Source organism: Candidatus Symbiopectobacterium sp. 'North America' (assembly GCF_015762685.1).
In the GTDB taxonomy this organism is placed as follows: Bacteria; Pseudomonadota; Gammaproteobacteria; order Enterobacterales; family Enterobacteriaceae; genus Symbiopectobacterium.
Genome location: NZ_PEHF01000089.1, coordinates 68,045 through 85,962, shown reverse-complemented (window position 1 = coordinate 85,962; position 17,918 = coordinate 68,045). Strand labels below are relative to the sequence as shown.

11 protein-coding genes and 5 pseudogenes are annotated in these 17,918 nt (G+C 50.7%); 10 read left to right on the top strand and 6 right to left on the bottom strand.

What is annotated here, in order from left to right; genetic code table 11:
- Positions 1-139 precede the first annotated feature (139 nt).
- Positions 140-790 carry a ribosome biogenesis GTP-binding protein YihA/YsxC gene (yihA, locus tag CS369_RS19415; RefSeq protein WP_374191088.1) on the bottom strand — a complete coding sequence of 217 codons (651 nt, stop codon included), beginning with the start codon at positions 788-790 and terminating at the stop codon, positions 140-142.
- 193 nt (positions 791-983) lie between these two features.
- On the opposite strand from yihA, the gene yihI reads away from it, so the two are divergent.
- The 4 genes from yihI to CS369_RS19395 all read left to right on the top strand — a co-directional run bounded on the left by yihI (position 984) and on the right by CS369_RS19395 (position 4,378).
- A complete protein-coding gene (gene yihI / locus CS369_RS19410; protein ID WP_196908336.1) occupies positions 984-1,550 on the top strand; it encodes a Der GTPase-activating protein YihI in 567 nt (188 codons plus the stop codon).
- Entirely contained in the window at positions 1,550-1,726 is a 177-nt protein-coding gene (locus CS369_RS19405) for a high mobility group protein Z (protein ID WP_196908335.1), read from the top strand. The genes yihI and CS369_RS19405 overlap by 1 nt, the downstream gene beginning before the upstream one ends.
- Positions 1,727-1,729: 3 nt before the next feature.
- Positions 1,730-3,103 carry an oxygen-independent coproporphyrinogen III oxidase gene (hemN, locus tag CS369_RS19400; RefSeq protein WP_196908334.1) on the top strand — a complete coding sequence of 458 codons (1,374 nt, stop codon included), beginning with the start codon at positions 1,730-1,732 and terminating at the stop codon, positions 3,101-3,103.
- Between the two features lie 555 nt (positions 3,104-3,658).
- Positions 3,659-4,378 carry a LuxR family transcriptional regulator gene (locus tag CS369_RS19395; protein WP_307833727.1) on the top strand — a complete coding sequence of 240 codons (720 nt, stop codon included), beginning with the start codon at positions 3,659-3,661 and terminating at the stop codon, positions 4,376-4,378.
- 3 nt (positions 4,379-4,381) lie between these two features.
- On the opposite strand, the gene CS369_RS19390 is transcribed toward CS369_RS19395, so the two are convergent.
- Positions 4,382-5,023, bottom strand: a complete 642-nt coding sequence (locus tag CS369_RS19390) for an acyl-homoserine-lactone synthase (protein WP_196908333.1) — start codon at positions 5,021-5,023, stop codon at positions 4,382-4,384.
- A 721-nt stretch (positions 5,024-5,744) separates the two neighbouring features.
- On the opposite strand from CS369_RS19390, the pseudogene CS369_RS19385 reads away from it, so the two are divergent.
- The 5 genes and pseudogenes from CS369_RS19385 (at position 5,745) to CS369_RS19365 (ending at position 11,170) form a co-directional block, all read left to right on the top strand.
- Positions 5,745-6,152, top strand: a pseudogene (locus CS369_RS19385) (ExbD/TolR family protein).
- A 1-nt stretch (position 6,153) separates the two neighbouring features.
- Positions 6,154-6,900 carry an energy transducer TonB gene (locus CS369_RS19380; protein WP_196908332.1) on the top strand — a complete coding sequence of 249 codons (747 nt, stop codon included), beginning with the start codon at positions 6,154-6,156 and terminating at the stop codon, positions 6,898-6,900.
- Positions 6,901-6,999: 99 nt separating this feature from the next.
- Positions 7,000-9,174, top strand: a pseudogene (locus tag CS369_RS19375) (TonB-dependent receptor).
- Positions 9,175-9,334: 160 nt separating this feature from the next.
- On the top strand, positions 9,335-9,928 hold the full coding sequence (locus CS369_RS19370; RefSeq protein ID WP_244665116.1) for a MotA/TolQ/ExbB proton channel family protein: 594 nt from the start codon (positions 9,335-9,337) through the stop codon (positions 9,926-9,928).
- Positions 9,929-9,988: 60 nt separating this feature from the next.
- Positions 9,989-11,170, top strand: coding sequence for a phospholipase D-like domain-containing protein (locus tag CS369_RS19365; protein WP_196908331.1), 1,182 nt, complete (start codon positions 9,989-9,991; stop codon positions 11,168-11,170).
- Between the two features lie 139 nt (positions 11,171-11,309).
- Here the strand turns inward: CS369_RS19365 and CS369_RS19360 are convergent, their stop codons facing one another.
- The 4 genes and pseudogenes from CS369_RS19360 to glnA form a co-directional block, all read right to left on the bottom strand.
- Positions 11,310-11,432, bottom strand: a complete 123-nt coding sequence (locus tag CS369_RS19360; protein ID WP_196908330.1) for a YshB family small membrane protein — start codon at positions 11,430-11,432, stop codon at positions 11,310-11,312.
- Between the two features lie 568 nt (positions 11,433-12,000).
- Positions 12,001-13,003: pseudogene (gene glnG, locus CS369_RS19355) on the bottom strand (nitrogen regulation protein NR(I)); the annotation flags it as partial.
- Between the two features lie 8 nt (positions 13,004-13,011).
- Positions 13,012-14,061 (bottom strand): annotated as a pseudogene (gene glnL / locus CS369_RS19350) (nitrogen regulation protein NR(II)).
- A gap of 218 nt (positions 14,062-14,279) precedes the next feature.
- Positions 14,280-15,599 (bottom strand): annotated as a pseudogene (gene glnA / locus CS369_RS19345) (glutamate--ammonia ligase); the annotation flags it as partial.
- A gap of 371 nt (positions 15,600-15,970) precedes the next feature.
- On the opposite strand from glnA, the gene typA reads away from it, so the two are divergent.
- Complete coding sequence (typA, locus tag CS369_RS19340) at positions 15,971-17,794, top strand: ribosome-dependent GTPase TypA (protein WP_196908329.1); 1,824 nt, start codon at positions 15,971-15,973, stop codon at positions 17,792-17,794.
- Positions 17,795-17,918 lie beyond the last annotated feature (124 nt).

Below are 17,918 nucleotides of genomic sequence, written 5' to 3'. Positions count from 1 at the left end.
CCATAAAGACGCCGGATAGATTTAAGCAAGCCCAACATCAATCGAAAATCAGTGTTGCAAAAATGGGGGTGACCATAGATTTTATTGGGCGTGAGTCAGAAAAATGCCGCAAGATCGCTAACGATCGCGGCAGTTAATCTTAATTATCGATGTCGTCTTGCACTGAAGGACGGGTGTTGAACCACAGATCGAGTTTCTGACGCAGTTTATCCACCCCTTCTTTTTTCAAGGAGGAGAAGTCTTCAACCTGAATATCTCCGCCAAACGCGAGCACGGCTTCACGCACGGCATTCAGTTGCGCTTTGCGCGCACCGGAAGCCAGTTTATCGGATTTGGTGAGCAGAATGAGCACTGGCAGATCCACATCCACGGCCCATTCAATCATTTGCTGATCGAGATATTTCAGCGGGTGACGGATATCCATCAACACCACCAGTCCTTGCAGACAGGCACGTTTTTGCAGATATTCGCCCAGTGCTTTCTGCCATTTCCGCTTCATCTCTTCCGGAACTTCGGCATAGCCATAGCCGGGAAGGTCAACCAGACGCACGCCGTCTGTGACTTCAAACAGGTTGATAAGCTGGGTTCGTCCCGGTGTTTTACTGGTGCGCGCCAGGCTTTTTTGGTTGGTCAGCGTGTTAAGCGCGCTGGATTTTCCCGCGTTCGAGCGTCCGGCAAACGCCACTTCAATACCGTTATCGGCAGGCAGGTGACGAATATCGGGCGCGCTGGTGACAAAATGCGTCACATTGTAGTTATGCGTCACGTTTGGGTTCTGTTGTTCGGTCACAATGGTTATCTCTGTCTGGATAGGGGGTTTTGGGTCTATTATACCTATAACTGACCCGAAACGCGGGGTTATCGGTCGCAGCGTGTAGCGCACAAGGCGAATTCGCCCAGTTAGCCGCACCAACCCTTTTTTATTGCTGGCCTTTCTGCTAGATTCCGACGCAATTGTCTTCTGTTTACCTGAGAGTGTTGTTATGAAACAGCCGGTGAAAAATTCGGGCACCAAAGTCCCAGGCGCGAAGGCGTCGACATCGAAAGCCAAGAAAAAGACGCGCGGCGAGCTTAACTGCGAAGGCTGGGAGCGTAAACGTCAGAAAAAACACAGTGGTCATGCTGCGGGCAGTCGCGCGCATCCTGAGACAGTGGAGGCGGGCAAATCTGGCCAGAGCAAGATTCGCGATCCTTGTATTGGGAGCAAAAAACCGGTCGCCCTGATCGTCAGTGATGACACGCCGAAAAGCGCAAAGCCCGCGAAAGCGGCCGTACCGGCTAAATCAGACACGCTGGTTGAAACACGGCTAACCCCCGAGCAAGAGCTGGCTCTGCTGGAAAATGACGATCGCCTCGATGCACTGCTGGAACGTCTGGATAACGGCGAAACGCTGAGCAAAGATGAGCAGAAATGGGTGGACAGCACGCTCGATCGTATCAATGCCCTGATGGATGAGCTGGGCATCGAAATGGATGATGAGGAAGAGGAAGCGCAGCAGGAAGACATGATGCAGCTCCTCAAACGTAATAACCCAAAAGACGTATTCTGATGAAAGGGCTACTGTCTCTCATATTGGTGTTGGTTGTCTGTTATCTGCTGTGTCTGTTGGTTAAACTGTGGCTGCTTTCCCGGCGTAAAACACGACTACAGCGAACCGTGTTCGGGACAGGACAGCGTAAGCTGCCGCTGAAAAGCGCTGTTGGGAAATACAAGCGGAAGGAGTAACGCATGCAAGATCAACACGTCGATTGGGATTTAGCCCTGATTCAAAAATACAACTATTCCGGGCCGCGTTATACCTCGTATCCTACGGCGCTCGAGTTTAACGAACAGTATGATGATGCGGCATTCCGCCAGGCGATAGCGCGTTACCCTGAGCGGCCACTGTCGCTTTATGTCCACATCCCGTTTTGTTATCGCCTGTGCTATTTCTGCGGTTGCAACAAGCTGGTGACGCGCCAGCAGCACAAAGCAGAAGAATATCTTGATGTGCTGGCCGTGGAGATTCGCCAGCGCGCGCCGCTGTTTGCCGGGCGCATCGTCACGCAACTGCACTGGGGCGGCGGCACGCCGACCTATCTCAACAAAGATCAAATCAGCCGACTGATGGCGCTGCTGCGCGAGAATTTCCAGTTTGCAGATGAGGCGGAAATCTCGCTCGAGGTCGATCCACGTGAAATCGAGCTGAATATCCTCGATCACCTGCGTGCGGAAGGCTTTAATCGCCTGAGCATGGGCGTGCAGGATTTCAACAAGGAAGTGCAACGTCTGGTGAATCGTGAGCAGGATGAGGCATTTATCTTTGCGCTAATTGAACGTGCCAAAGCGCTTGGCTTTACCTCCACCAATATCGACCTGATTTACGGTTTGCCGAAACAGACGCCGGAAAGCTTTGTTTTTACCTTACAACGCGTTGCTGAGTTAAGTCCGCACCGCCTCAGCGTATTCAACTACGCCCATTTGCCGACGCTGTTTGCTGCCCAGCGTAAAATCAAAGATGCGGATTTACCGAGTCCCGCGCAAAAGCTGGAGATTCTGCGCCAAACCATTACCACGCTCACCCACTCGGGTTATCAGTTTATCGGCATGGATCACTTTGCTCGCCCAGACGATGAGCTAGCGCTGGCACAATGTGCCGGTAAATTGCACCGTAATTTTCAGGGTTACACCACGCAAGATGACACTGACCTACTGGGCATGGGGGTGTCGGCGATCAGCATGATTGGCGACAGCTACGCGCAAAATGAAAAGGTGCTGAAAACCTACTACGAGAAGGTAGGGGAGCAGGGCAATGCGTTGTGGCGCGGCTTGCGCTTGACGCACGATGACTGCATCCGTCGTGATGTGATCAAAAGCCTTATCTGTAATTTCCGTCTGGATTACGCAGCGATTGAGGCGGACTACGGCATCGATTGTCGCCTTTACTTCGCGGAAGATTTGCGCCTGCTGGCAACGTTGGTGCAGGATGGCCTGGCTGAATTGCACCCTATGGGGATCATGGTAACACCGAAAGGCCGCTTGTTGATTCGCAATATCTGCATGTGCTTTGACAGCTATCTACGTGCTAAAGCGCGGACCCAGCAGTTCTCACGTGTTATTTGACGGTGTTTGTGACTGTAATTGCCTACATTAGCGACAATTACCGATTATGCCGTGTACAGCGTTGTAGAATACCAAATAAATTGTGCGTTTTTAAATTTTGCACTCATTTTACCACTTATCTATCTGAGGTTATTATGTTTTCTACCTTTATTTCACGGACTAGGTGGTGGGAAAATCAGCGCTTTGCTCTCTCGTTGTAGAAGGGGGGATGCTAGCGATGTATTTTGACTGGTAGAATAATAACAGTGGCATGCTTATGAGACTGAAGTCTGAACACCCTCAATTTAATATTTATACTGAGGGTGTGTATTCCCTGGTGTTTAGCTATCGGTTTTTCTAACCCTTTGTGTTTGGGGTCTTTTAGTAACTGTCAGTGATAAATACCTCATTATCCCTAATAGAATAATACAAATAACTGGAAAAATAATCTGACCATAAGTACAGTTTACTTGCTATATCTTATACCTGTACCTAAACTGATACGAAGGCGGTCATACTTTCCGATATGTGATATATTATTGAAGGTATACTATTCGCACTTACAAGGACGTTGATATGTTAATGAAAAGTGAGCGTGATGTTGAGGAAGTTATAAAAAAACAGCTTGAAGCAACGTTAAACACCCTTGAGACATTTACGTGGGCATACGTGGTCTTATCTAAAAAAGATATGTCATGTATCTTTGGTGTAACAAACTATCCAAATGAATGGGTCAAACATTACCGAGAAAATGGGGTTCAGTACACGGATCCAGTGGTAATTACTGCGTTAAAAAGGTTAACCCCTTTTCCTTGGAATGAAAAACTGATGGCCCGTTCAGGGTATGACTTTGCAGAATTTTTCAACCAGGCCAGTGAATATGAGGTGGTTGATGGTTATACATTTGTCTTGCATGACTATAACAATAATTTTGTGACCTTATCTTTTATTATCTCTTCTGAACGCAAGACAAGAATAATGCAAACGCTTTTGCAGAATAAAGGAGATATCTCAATGTTGTTGGCATCGGTACACGAAACGTACCTGACGTTAACTTCATTCTCGGAAAAAACTGAGGATTCCAATAAAGCTAAGCAACTTACTAAAAGGGAAAGAGAAATTCTCTACTGGACTAGTGTCGGCAAAACATACCAAGAAACGGGGATTATTCTTGGCATAAAAGTGCGTACCGTCAAGTTCCATATGTTAAATATTGTTAAAAAAATGGGTGTCGCCAATGCCCGGCATGCTGTGCGTCTTGGCGTAGAGCTTCGTCTGATTCAACCGGTTAAGTAATGATTACTCAGCTATAAACGGCAGTGGCCATTCGTTCAGTATGTTTTCAAACTGAATGTTGTCCTTGCGTAATATTCTGTCTTTTAGTTCTTTCTGACTCATTAGATCGATATGACCCAGTAGCAGGTAGACGGGTTCATCTTTCTCAGAAACCCCGGTTTCCAGTACTGTAACATTCCAGCCTGATTTTCGGATGATGATCATCATTGGGTGACTTGCAACAGCCAATATGCCGTCATAATGGTGACGTTGGGCATAGTTAATCAATGAAAGAAATAAGGCCAGAGTAATAGAGGACCTGTTACCAAGAAGTGAACTAACCCTATCTTTATCCACAAAAAAACGGGTTGATTCAATGAACTTTCCTTCTGGTAAGTTTACTTCTTTAAAGAAAGACGAAAACGTATCATTCAGCATATTATGGTGTTTGACATCTATAATTCTTGTGCCACAGATGATAACACCATTTTTCATGCCAAATATATAATCTGTTTTCTCATTGTCAAATTTATCAAACTCTTTTCCATCAAAACAACTCACATCCCATTGTAAACGATCTTTAAATATATTTTTACGTAAAGTAAATAAATCCTCAGTATTTTCATTGCTTAGGGATAAGTAATTAACGCTGTAAATATTAAACATAATGTCACCTGTATCAATGTATAAAATGATTAAGTTCGGTAACATCAGTGAAGCTTTTCCAGTAGCATGCCGGGACTGAGCAATAATAGTTTTTTTAATTTTTTATGCCTACTAAAATCATTAATAAGAATAAGTCGAGAAGGGATAGCTACTTACTCCCCTCTTTCATTTTTATCTTTTCACTTAGAGTTTTATTCTAAAAAAATAATGTTGTTTGGTTTTTTATAATGATTATGCTTGAGCTTTTAGATAATTAAGGGATGGCTACGCTGCGTAATATTTGTATTCGTAATATATACAAGAGATAAGATAGTATTAAGAAAATGTAAAAAACTCCAAAACTGTCAGAAAGTTAATGTATTGCTATTCGGTTTTTATTTCTACGCCTCTCTCGCCCCTTCATGATTCCTCAGTTTTCAACTGATTCAACTGCCCCCACAGGATAAAGTTCAGCAGCGCTTTGGGAAAATAAACGTTCACCCTTTCAGACATGCCTCTCATCTGTAAGAAAAGTATCAAATCAATGTGATATTGAGAGAATTACACCAAAAAACCACCTGCAATGAAAAAATAATCACATAAGTGTAAATAAATTTAAGTATGCGCTCTCTATAGTGGCTGCTTTGCTTTGGCAGCTAACCATTCCGTGGTGGCTGCCATCTTTGGGGACCCAATCATCTTTGCGTGTCATCGCCAGACGCCAACGATGGGAAGAGAGAAAATGAGAAACTGGAACGAACCAAAAAGAAACAAAGCCCATATTGAGTTGATCCCAATGATCGACGTCATGATGTTTTTACTGGTGTTTTTCGTCCTGATCAGTATCAACGTCCTTCCTGCCACGGGGCTGAAAACCCAGCTTCCCTCTGCCAGCAGCGCCCAACAGCTAAAACCGCAGAAAAAAGCCATCGTCACTCTAGGTGAATAAGACCAACTGCAACTGGACGGTTCACCCATCTTGATTACCGATTTGGTCAGCACCTTAAAACAGCAGCAACAGGCTGGAGAGATCACCACCATTATCGTCAACAGTGATAAGCAGGTGGCGGTTGAGCGTTTGGTCACGGTGATGGATACCCTGCCTCAAGGTGGGTTTACCTCGGTTTCAATCGCAACGCGGAAGCAGTGACATGTATTGTCTTTATCGTTCACGTCATGCCATTAGCTGGTTGCCGCTGCCCGTGGTAGCTGCATGTTTGATGGTGATGACACAGCAAAGCTCGCTCAAAGTACAACCCCAGTATGACGATAGCGTCATGGAGCTGTCGCTCGCCGATCTCACACCGCCGGCACCGCCAGAAGCGGTGGTTTCTCCAGAGCCTGAAACGCCTCCCGAGGAGACGTTGCCAGAGCTGGAGCCAGAGCCCGTCAAGACGCCAGAACCGATTGTTGAGGCGCCGCCACCGAAACCCGAACCGAAGCCGGAGCCCAAACCCAAACCGGTGCCCAAGCCAAAGCTTGTTCCAGTGCCGCGCCCTGCGTCCGTTGCCACGTCGGTGAAAGCTGCCGTGGCAAAAGCTACTGCATCAGCCCCCGTCGTGCCCACACCTGCACCGCCGAAAGTGAACGCACAGGCGTTGGAGAACAGCTACATCCAGGCGCTGCGTGGCCAGATTGAGCAGTTAAAACGCTACCCAACGGGGCGTCAGGCGTCATTGGAACGCCCGGAAGGAAACGTCGAAATCTGGCTGGAAGTCGATCGCAACGGCCGCGTGCTCAACAGCGGCATTAATCAGAAAGCCACCAGCATGCTGCTCAACCGAGCGGCAACCAGCACATTACAGAGCATCACGCAGGTCAGGCCATTTCCGGCAGAGGCGTTTGCCGGGCAAAACACCAAACGTTTTTTAGCCACATTCTATTATCAAGCGCAGTGAGCGCCTATACACAACATTGAATCAGGGTGATTAACACAATGAAATTATTTATAGTTTCAAGGATATCTCTCTGTCGCGGCCGCGTTATGGTCGGGAACCGTGCTGGCAAACGATGCAACAGACATCGGCTCCATTCAGGTTAAAGGAGCGCCATTGGGAGAGGGAATGATGATTCAGGAAGAGAGTGCGAAATCTCGCTCGACGGTAACCAAAGAAGCGATGGATAAGATGCCTGCTACCGCTAACGCCATCGATAAGTTGAAATACACCGCCGGCCTGAATGTCAGCAGTAATGACTCTACCGGCCTGAGCGGTATCGATTACATCATGCGTGGTATGAGCAATGACCAGATCGGTCTTTCGGTTGATGGCATTCCGATGAACGATTCGGGCAGCTATAACGTGTATGCCAACCAGTTGGGCGATGCGGAAAACCTTGAGCAGATTTTTGTGACCCAGGGTTCCTCAGAGATGAATGGCCCGCATATCGGCTCCAGCGGCGGCAATATCGGTCTGGTGATGAAACGCCCAGCCAAAGAGTTTGGCGGATTCATCAAACAGACCTTGGGCAGCAGCAACCTGAGCAAATCACTGATTCGTTTGGAAACCGGGCTGCATGACGGCTTCAGTAGTTGGTTATCCTACTCCTACTCCTACTCCGATAAGTGGCGTGGCAAAGGAGCCACCCGTTCCAACAAGCTGGAATGGAACGGCCTGTATGAAGATGACAACGGCAACAACCTGCTGGTTAAGTATAACAAGCAGGACATGAATAACTACAATACGCTAAGCAAAAGCACCTTCCTGAATCAGGGACGCTACGTCGATTACCCGACCACGCCAGAATATAACAGCCGTGGACAGCTCTCACGTTACTACAAGATTAACCGCAACCTGTTTGAAAGTCTGAACCTTACCTTCACGCAGAAACTGCAACTGCGCGATAACCTGTCGCTGACGCTGCAACCCTATTATTGCTGGGGCAACGGCGGCAGTTTCAGCGGTCAATCGGCCTATACGCTTTCTTCCACCACTAACTATAAATCGGGCAGTTATGATCTCAGTAACCTGAGCAGCAATACTTACTATCGCCCTTCCTGGACGGAAACCTGGCGTCCGGGCATCACCAACACCCTGAAATTGGATCTCAATGACCAGCACAGTCTGGATATCGGTTACTGGTTTGAACGTGTACGCCAACGTCAGACGCAGCCCTATATCGGTATTAAAGCAGACGGTAACCCGATTGATCTTTCCGGCAAACCCAACGGTTCGCACTTGGTGAAAGATGCCAACGGCAAAGTGATCCAGGGGCGCAACCAGTTCACCGTGACACCAGTGCATAAGTTCTGGTTGCAGGATACTTGGTTTGTCTCCCCCGACTGGACGCTCACTGGCGGCCTGGCCTGGCAGCACGTGAAACGTGACGGGTACGATCTGGGCAGTTTGAGTTCTGTGGAGGCGAAAAAGGCGCGCACCTATAAAGAGTTTCTGCCGAGCTTCAGTGCATCCTACAAAATTAACCCCGAAAATCAGGTATTTTACAGCCTGACGCGCAATATGCGCATGCCACCTAACTAAGTGCTCTATAACCTGGGTGATTCCATCAACACCAAGCCAGAACTGAGCTGGAACCACGAACTGGGCTGGCGCTTCCAGAGGCAAGACGTGATGTTGAGCACCTCACTGTTCTACATTGCGTTTACCGATCGTCAGATCTCCAGCCGTAACGTTGATGGCGAATACGAGATGATTAACGCCGGTAAAGTAGAGAACAAAGGCATCGAGGCTGAGCTGAGCGGAAAACTGCCGCATAACTTCAATTACTTTGCCTCTTACACCTATACTGACACCAAGCAGAGAGACGATATGGTCACCAACGGCTCCACGCTGCCAACCACCGGTAAACGTTCCGCCAACACGCCGAAGAACATGCTTAATCTGGGCGTAGGTTATGACGATAGACGCTACTACGCAGGCATCAATGGCCGTTATACCGGTGCGTTTTACGGTGACATGACCAACGATGAGAAAATTGGCGGGCGTACCGTGGTCGATCTCAATGCGGGCATTCACTTGCCGGTAGACAAGAAGATCATCAAAAGCGCCACGCTGCGTTTCAACGTTAACAACGTGTTCGATAAGGAATACCTGGATTCCGCACGTACAGTGGTATTCAACGCCGCTGCGCACAACGGCGTTCGTGCCAGCACGCCTTATTACAACGTAGGTGAAGAGAGCACCTTTAGCGTGTCGCTGGACGCCACCTTCTAATCACTCGCAAACCTGATATCCCCTGGCGGAATTTATCCACAGGGGAGTTGCTTATTACCGTTACGCGCCAGCAAGGGCGTAACACGCACCGAAGGAAAATCGGACCCTTATGAACGCAAACGACCTGCACGATATTATTTTCTATGCGATGTATGCCTAGCTGGTGGCGGCACTGATCATCATCATTGAACGTGGTCTGTTCTTTGCTTATACACGCCGTCAGACCACGTGCTTGTTCCGTGCGCTGACCGCCGACATTCGCCATCTTCACGATCTCCCTGCTGAGCTCAGCCAGCGCAACAGCTTGCCGGTAACGCTAATTACTCCGTTGTTGCCGCAGGCGGCGGATCGCGACCGTGATGAGCTCAACGATCTGATCGATACCCAATATCTGCAAAGCAAACCGCACATGACGCGAGGATTGTGGCTGCTGGAAACCATTGTTACAGTCGCGCCGCTGCTGGGTCTGGTGGGCACAATTATGGGTATTATCGAAACCTTTAAGGCACTCTCGGCTGCTGGGATTTCTGACCCAAGTCAGGTTTCCGCCGTGATGGGGACGGCGCTGTACGCCACGGGGCTGGGGATTGCCATCGCGCTGGTGTGCCTGTTGGGAAACAACTTCCTGCAAAGTCGCATGGAGCACATCAATAAAGCGCTGAAAGTGCTGTTGCTGCGTGCCGGAATGCCACATACCTGCCAGTCCGTCAAGCCTGCAGCGGTGCAGGAAAATGGGGTAAAGCGCTATGAGTAGCGTGCGGGCTACAAACACGCTGGGCGGCATTGGGCTGCGTGTGTCGGACTCGGGCTGTGTTTGGTTACCCCCTCGGCGCTGGCGGATTTCAGCATTCCCGGTTATGAGTTGGTGTATACCGCGCCAGTAGAAACCACGTTACAGGCCCCGGATCTGCGTGCGCCGGATGCTGTTTGGAGTGCGCTGTTCGATGAAGCGCAGCATAGCCTGTCGTTGGGGGAGTTCTACGTTGCCAATCAGCGCGGCTCGCGGCTTGATAACGTGTTGCAACATCTGCGCAGCGCGGGAGAGCGCGGTGTAAGAATTTGTTTTCTGTTAGAAGAGAAGTGCATTGCACTGTCAACGCCGGAAACGTTGGCGCAGTTGAAGGCGATTCCTAATCTAGAACTGCCGGTCATTCCTTACGGTAAGCTGACCGGCGGGATTCTGCATGCGAAATACCTGCTGGTGGATGGCAAACGTGCCTACGTCGGTAGCCAAAATTTTGACTGGCATTCACTCGAGCATATTCACGAAACCGGGTTGCTTATTGACGACCCCAGCGTGGTTAAACAGCTCAATGCGGTGTTTGAGCAGGACTGGCTGGCGCAGCAAGCACTGGCGCAAGGTATCGCCGTCAAGCCAGTTATGCAGACTGCTGAGCAGGATTATTCGCGCCCAAATAACTATCTGGTTGCCAGCCCCAAAGCGTTCAACCCATCGGGCGTGCTGGATTCTGAAACGGAATTGTCACGCTTACTGGTGCAAGCGAAAACCCGAGTGCGCATTCAGGTAATGGACTATGCGCCGCTCTCATATGGCCCGAACCGCACTCGTCCCTATTATGCGTTGATAGATAATGCGTTACGCAGCGCAGCAGCACGTGGGGTGAAGGTGGAGTTAATGGTGGCGAACTGGAGCAGCAAAAAGCCGAACATTGCTTATCTCAAAAGTTTGGCGGTGTTGCCGAACGTCGAGGTGAAAATCGTGACATTGCCTGAGGCGAGCTGTGGGTTCATTCCCTTTTCCCGCGTGATTCACAGCAAGGTCATGACCATTGATCAACAAAAATCCTGGGTGGGCACCAGTAACTGGAGCGGTGGTTATCTTGATAACTCGTGCAATCTGGAGATTGTAATGCAAAGTCCAGCGATGGCCGCGCTCATTGATGCGTTGTACGCCCAGTTGTGGAACAGTGAGTACGCGCAACCGATTCAATTGGATAAAGACTATCCAGCACCACGCCCCGGTGGGGAACATTGAGCCAAGGCAAAAAAAACGCCCCGACGATAGCGGGGCGTTTTCAGGTTAAAACGTTTTATATTCAAACAACGTCATCATCGAGATGATGGGGGATGTTATTGTGATATAGGACATCAGCCCGATGGCATGTCGGTCAGGCCTAAATAAAGAAATTGATCAATACAGCGCACAGAATCGCAGCAATGGCGGTTTGCGGTGAGTGACTTGCCGCTACGCCAAGCTCCGCGCCGTGTGTCGCCGCAGAAATAAGTGAATCTAGCATGGTACTTTCTCCTGAATCAGCGACACGATCATACTGCCGGCCTGTTTTATGTAAAGAACAAAATATCGACAATTTTGTGCGCTGGCTTGTAATTCCAAGCGATACGTGTGAGGGTACGGTAAACGGAGCGTAAGCGTCACGCTTGCCATCGTTCTCGGTGCTGGACTGGGGACACTCTTCTGGTGAAATGCGCGCTATCTGTGGGAGGTTTTCGCCTTCGGGTTGAGGAATTCCCACAAATTTAGGCCGAGCCTTTTTGTTGGTACGGTGAATGTTTCGTGCGCGTTAACTTAAACGGTTATTCGCACCGTACATCGCACGCGCCCGACACGGGGCGCTCAATCACCCTCGCCCCGTGGCCCCTGGCTTTTCGCGAGAAATAACGCCGCTACGCGGTGCCTTCGGGGCTCGAGTCCAGTGACGGGCCGCCAGCGACGCGTTCCAGACGCGGCGCTGACTTTCGCGGCGTCCTGCCGCTCACCCTGTGGTCTCGTTCCCCTCAGCGTTATTTTTTACTCGATACGGCCATCATGCTGCTGATGGCCGTCAGTAATGCTTGTTGCGGTTATTCCATGCCCAGCTCTTTGGCGGTTGCCTGCAAGAAGTAGCGTGCCAGCCGCGGAATATCTTCACGCCGTTCACGCAGTGGAGGCAGATGGACGCGAATCACATTGAGGCGGTGAAACAGGTCTTCGCGAAATTTGCCTTCCTGAACGCGCAGTTCCAGATTTTGGTGGGTCGCGGCGATAATACGCACATCCACTTTCACCGCAGCGTAGCCACCGACGCGGTAGAACTGCCCGTCAGACAATCACGCGTAACAGCCGCGTTTGCACATCCAGCGGCATATCGCCGATTTCATCCAGAAACAGGGTACCGCCATCGGCCTGTTCAAAGCGTCCCTGACGAATCTGATTCGCGCCGGTAAACGCCCCTTTTTCGTGACCAAACAGCTCTGATTCGATCAGATCCTTGGGGATGGCTGCCATATTCAAGGCGATAAACGGTGCTTTGGCGCGCGGACTGTGGCGATGCAGCACATGTGTCACCAGTTCTTTACTGGTTCCCGATTCCCCGTTGATCTGCACGCTGATGGATGAACGGGAGAGTCGGCCAATAATGCGAAACACATCCTGCATGGCCGGCGCTTCACCAATGATATCGGTGGTGGGGCCATTGAGCGGTTGCGCGCGGACCGGCTGCTGCTGTTCCAGATAGTGACTGATCGCGCGCTCAACCAGAGCGACGGCTTCGTCGATATCAAACGGTTTTGGCAGGTAATCAAAAGCACCCTGTTGGTAAGCGCTTACCGCCGCATCCAGATCCGAGTGCGCGGTCATAATAATCACTGGCAGCATCGGATGACGCTGTTTGATCTGTTGCAGCAGCGCCAGACCGTCCATGCCCGGCATGCGAATATCGGACAGCAGCACATCCGGCGTTTGGGTTGCCAGCGCGTGCAGCGCCTGATTTCCGTTATCAAAGGTGGCACAGGTCAACCCCGCCCCAGTGAGCGCGCGCTCCAGCACCCAACGGATGGCGCTATCGTCATCGACAATCCCTCGTTGCATCGTGAACCTTACTGGCGAATGGGCAGGTAAACCGAGAATTCGGTATGACCTGGCCAACTGTTAAATTCAATTTTTCCCGAATGATGATCGATCAGGCTGCGCGCGATCGATCATCCCAGCCCGGTGCCCCCTTCGCGACCGCTTACCATCGGGTAAAACAGCGTGTCTTGCAGCTGAGCAGGGATGCCAGGGCCATCGTCTTCGATATCAATACGCGCTGTCAAGCGATAGCGCACGCCGTGCAGCGTGAGTTGAAAAGCGGTGCGCGTGCGCAGCGTAATGGTGCCGCCTTCTTTACCCAGCGCCTGGAGCGCATTGCGGGTAATGTTCAGCAGCGCTTGTTCAATCTGGTCTGGGTCATGGGTCAGTTCTGGCAGGCTGGGATCGTAATCTTTCACCAGCGTCACGTTGTCAGGTTTTTCTAACGAGACCAACTTGCAGACGCGCTCAACGACCTGATGAATACTTTGTGTTACGTGTAAACCCGGCTGCTGCGGCCCTAATAGCCTGTCCACCAGATTGCGCAGGCGATCGGCCTGCTCAATGATCACTTTGGTGTATTCCGTCAGCGCGGGATCGGGCAGCGCTTTGGTCAGCAACTGTGCCGCGCCGCGCAATCCGCCGAGCGGATTCTTGATTTCATGCGCCAGACCGATCACCAAATCACGCGCTGCCTGCTGCTGGGAATGCTGTAATTGTTCCTGGCTGAGGCGGCGCTGGTTGTCCATCGGCGCCATCTCCAACAGGATAAAACTGTGTTGAATGCGTTGTGCGGTGAGCGACATGATGTGTGCTCTGCCATCGACAACGATAGTCACTTCGTTATCCGTAAATCCTTGACCCGCGTTGAGACTTTCGCGCATCAGCTCAATATTTAGCGAGAAATAGCTGAGCAGATCCGGCAACGGTGTTCCCGCCAATTTGCGTGAACTTTGCGCCAGCAACTGCTGGGCAGCCGGATTGGAATAGTGGATTGCCAGGTCGTTATCCAGCAATAAAATACTATTGATCAAAAAATTGAGGATTTGCCCAGCATCGGGCAGCGTGCCTGTTGCCATAACGCAGACTACTGCACCCTCGCGGTGCATTGTAGTGTAGATGATGGATGTTACGTCGCAACGGCCAATATTGATGATAAAGAAATAAGGCCGGTGGTGAAAAAAGCCCATCCGAAGATGGGCTGAAAAGTTTCCACGGCAACAAAAACAAACTTCTTATAATTCTGTTGATGCTCGGTCATGGCAGGGTTCAGCACGCCCACCACGCCGAGGTAAACACGGCGCAGACCGATGTAAGCGTCGATAGCGTCGTCAGTGAACACGCCGCCCGCTGTCAGGAATGCACGGTCAGCGTCCAGCGCGTTCAGTTCTTCTTCCAGAGAGCCTGCAACCTGTGGGATTTCATTCGCTTCTTCCGGCGGCAGATCGTACAGGTTTTTGTCCATGGCATCGCCAGGGTGGATCTTGTTCTTGATACCATCCAGACCGGCCATCAGCAGTGCGGCGAAGCACAGGTACGGGTTAGCCGCCGGGTCCGGGAAGCGCACTTCGATACGTGCTGCTTTAGGGCTGGAGACGAACGGGATACGGATAGAAGCAGAACGGTTACGTGCGGAGTACGCCAGCATTACCGGAGCTTCATAACCTGGGACCAGACGCTTGTAAGAGTTGGTGGTCGGGTTGGACAGGGAGTTGATCGCTTTAGCATGTTTGATGACACCGCCGATGTAGAACAGCGCTTCTTCAGACAGGCCAGCGTATTTGTCGCCGGAGAATTTGTTGGTGCCGCCTTTGGACAGGGACATATGGCAGTGCATGCCAGAGCAGTTGTCACCGAACATCGGTTTCGGCATAAAGGTGGCCGTTTTGCCGTAAGCTTGCGCTACGTTGTGAACAACGTATTTGTAGATCTGAATTTCGTCCGCTTTTTTGGTCATGGTGTTGAAGCGGGTTGCCACTTCGTGGTGGTGAGCTTCAACAACCAGACCCATTTGTTCCATTACCTGGCACATCTGAGAGCGGATGTCTTGTGCGGAGTCAACCGGGGGAACTGGGAAGTAACCGCCTTTCACTGCCGGACGGTGGCCTTTGTTGCCGCCTTCGTATTTGGTGCTGGAGTTCCAGGCACCTTCGATGTCATTGATAGCAACGTGAGAGCCGGAGATGCTGCTGCCGAAACGAATGTCGTTAAACAGGAAGAATTCAGGTTCTGGCCCAAACAGAACGGTATCCGCGATACCGGTGGAACGCAGGTACTCTTCAGCGCGTTTCGCGATGGAGCGCGGGTCGCGATCGTAACCTTGCATGGTGTTCGGTTCCAGAATGTCACAACGAATGATCAGCGTCGTGTCTTCATAGAACGGGTCCAGTGCAGCGGTGCTTGCGTCAGGCATCAGCACCATGTCGGATTCGTTGATACCTTTCCAGCCACCAATGGAGGAGCCGTCGAACATTTTGCCTTCTTCGAAGAAGTCAGCGCTAACCTGGTGAGCTGGAATGGTGACGTGCTGCTCTTTACCCTTGGTATCGGTAAAGCGTAAGTCGACGAATTTAACTTCGTACTTATTCAGCATCGTCAAAACATGTTCTGCGGACATACTTGGATCTCCCGATTTGTCATTTATCGTCGTGGAACGAATATCGTTATGGAATGATGTTTGTTACCGTAATAGGGTTTAAGCTAAAATCATGCCAACTCTACGCATGGGGTTGGGAGGCTTTGTTTTCAGGCTTTCATTGAAGGCAGTGCCTGCACCATTAGCGTTCGTTGCACTATTATGGTTCATAATCACCAAAATAGTGCACTGTTTGTGTGCGTTTGTTTACTTTCTCTGCGTCGTTGCACCGTGAAAGGGATCACAAAGCAAGCACCCCTGGGTTGTTTATCGCTTAGGAGTGTTATCTTGTTTGGTCCCTTGCTTAATCCGTGTACAATAGCGCGCTATTTCTAAATGCCTGAGGCAAAGCTGTGATCGAGAATTTGCGTAACATTGCTATTATTGCGCACGTTGACCATGGGAAAACTACCCTGGTTGACAAGCTGCTACAACAATCTGGAACATTGGGTGAACGAAATGACGCCACTGAGCGCGTTATGGACTCCAACGATCTGGAAAAAGAACGCGGTATCACCATTCTGGCGAAAAACACCGCCATTAACTGGAGAGATTACCGTATCAATATCGTTGACACCCCAGGACACGCCGATTTCGGTGGTGAAGTGGAGCGTGTAATGTCCATGGTCGATTCAGTGCTGCTGCTGGTAGACGCAATGGACGGCCCGATGCCCCAAACCCGTTTCGTTACCCAAAAAGCTTTTGCCTATGGCCTGAAACCGATCGTGGTCATCAACAAAGTTGACCGTCCGTGCGCGCGCCCTGACTGGGTCGTCGATCAGGTGTTCGATCTGTTCGTCAACCTGGGTGCTACCGACGAGCAACTGGATTTCCCTATCGTTTACGCGTCTGCGTTGATGGGTAACGCCGGTTTGGATCACGAAGAGATGGCGGAAGACATGACGCCGCTGTTCGAAGCGATCGTCAAACACGTTGAAGCGCCGAACGTCGATCTGGACGGTCCGCTGCAAATGCAAATCTCCCAGCTGGACTACAACAGCTATGTGGGTGTTATCGGTATCGGCCGTATCAAACGCGGTCGCGTTAAACCGAACCAGCAAGTGACGATTATCGATGCGGAATGTAAACGCCGTAACGGTAAAGTGTGTCAGGTGTTGGGCCATTTGGGTTTGCAACGTATCGAATCTAGCGTCGCAGAAGCGGGCGATATCATCGCTATCACAGGTCTGGGTGAACTGAACATCTCCGACACCATCTGTGATACCGCTAACGTTGAAGCTCTGCCGCCGCTGTCGGTGGATGAGCCGACCGTTACCATGTCTTTCGGGGTTAACACCTCGCCGTTCTGCGGTAAAGAAGGCAAGTTTGTGACCTCTCGTCAGATTCTGGATCGTCTGAAGAAAGAGCTGGTACATAACGTTGCGCTGCGCGTAGAAGAAACCGAAGACCCGGATACCTTCCGTGTGTCTGGTCGTGGCGAACTGCACCTGTCGGTGCTGATCGAAAACATGCGTCGTGAAGGTTTCGAACTGGCGGTTTCTCGCCCGAAAGTTATCTTCTGTGACATCGACGGTCGCCGTCAGGAACCGTTCGAACGAGTTACCGTTGATATCGAAGATCAGCATCAGGGTTCCGTGATGGAAGCGCTGGGCCTGCGTAAAGGCGAAATGCGTGACATGAACCCGGATGGTAAAGGCCGTGTACGTCTGGATTACATCATTCCAAGCCGTGGTTTGATTGGCTTCCGTACCGACTTTATGACCATGACCTCCGGTACTGGCTTGCTGTACTCCATCTTTAGCCACTACGACGATGTGCGTCCGGGCGATATCGGCCAGCGTCAGAAGGGCGTGCTGATCTCTAACGGTCAGGGTAAAGCGGTAGCCTATGCGCTGTTCAGCCTGCAGGAACGCGGCAAATTGTTCCTGGGTCACGGTGCAGAAGTGTATGAAGGCCAGATCATCGGTATTCATACCCGCTCCAATGACCTGACGGTTAACTGCCTGATGGGTAAAAAACTGACCAACATGCGTGCTTCCGGTACTGATGAAGCCACCGTGCTGGTGCCAGCGGTGAAAATGTCGCTGGAGCAAGCGTTGGAATTTATCGATGACGATGAATTGGTTGAAGTGACTCCGCAGTCTATTCGTCTGCGTAAACGTCACCTGACCGAAAACGATCGCCGTCGCGCCAACCGCGGGCCGAAAGAGGGCTAATCCGCCGCTCTTTACAAAACCGTTCCAGGGCGCTTTCAGGCGCCCTGCCTTTTTCCAATCCCGCCTGCCCGCCGTGAGTATTTCGTATACGTTTTAGTTATGTTCCTCCCTGTTCAGCCGCCAT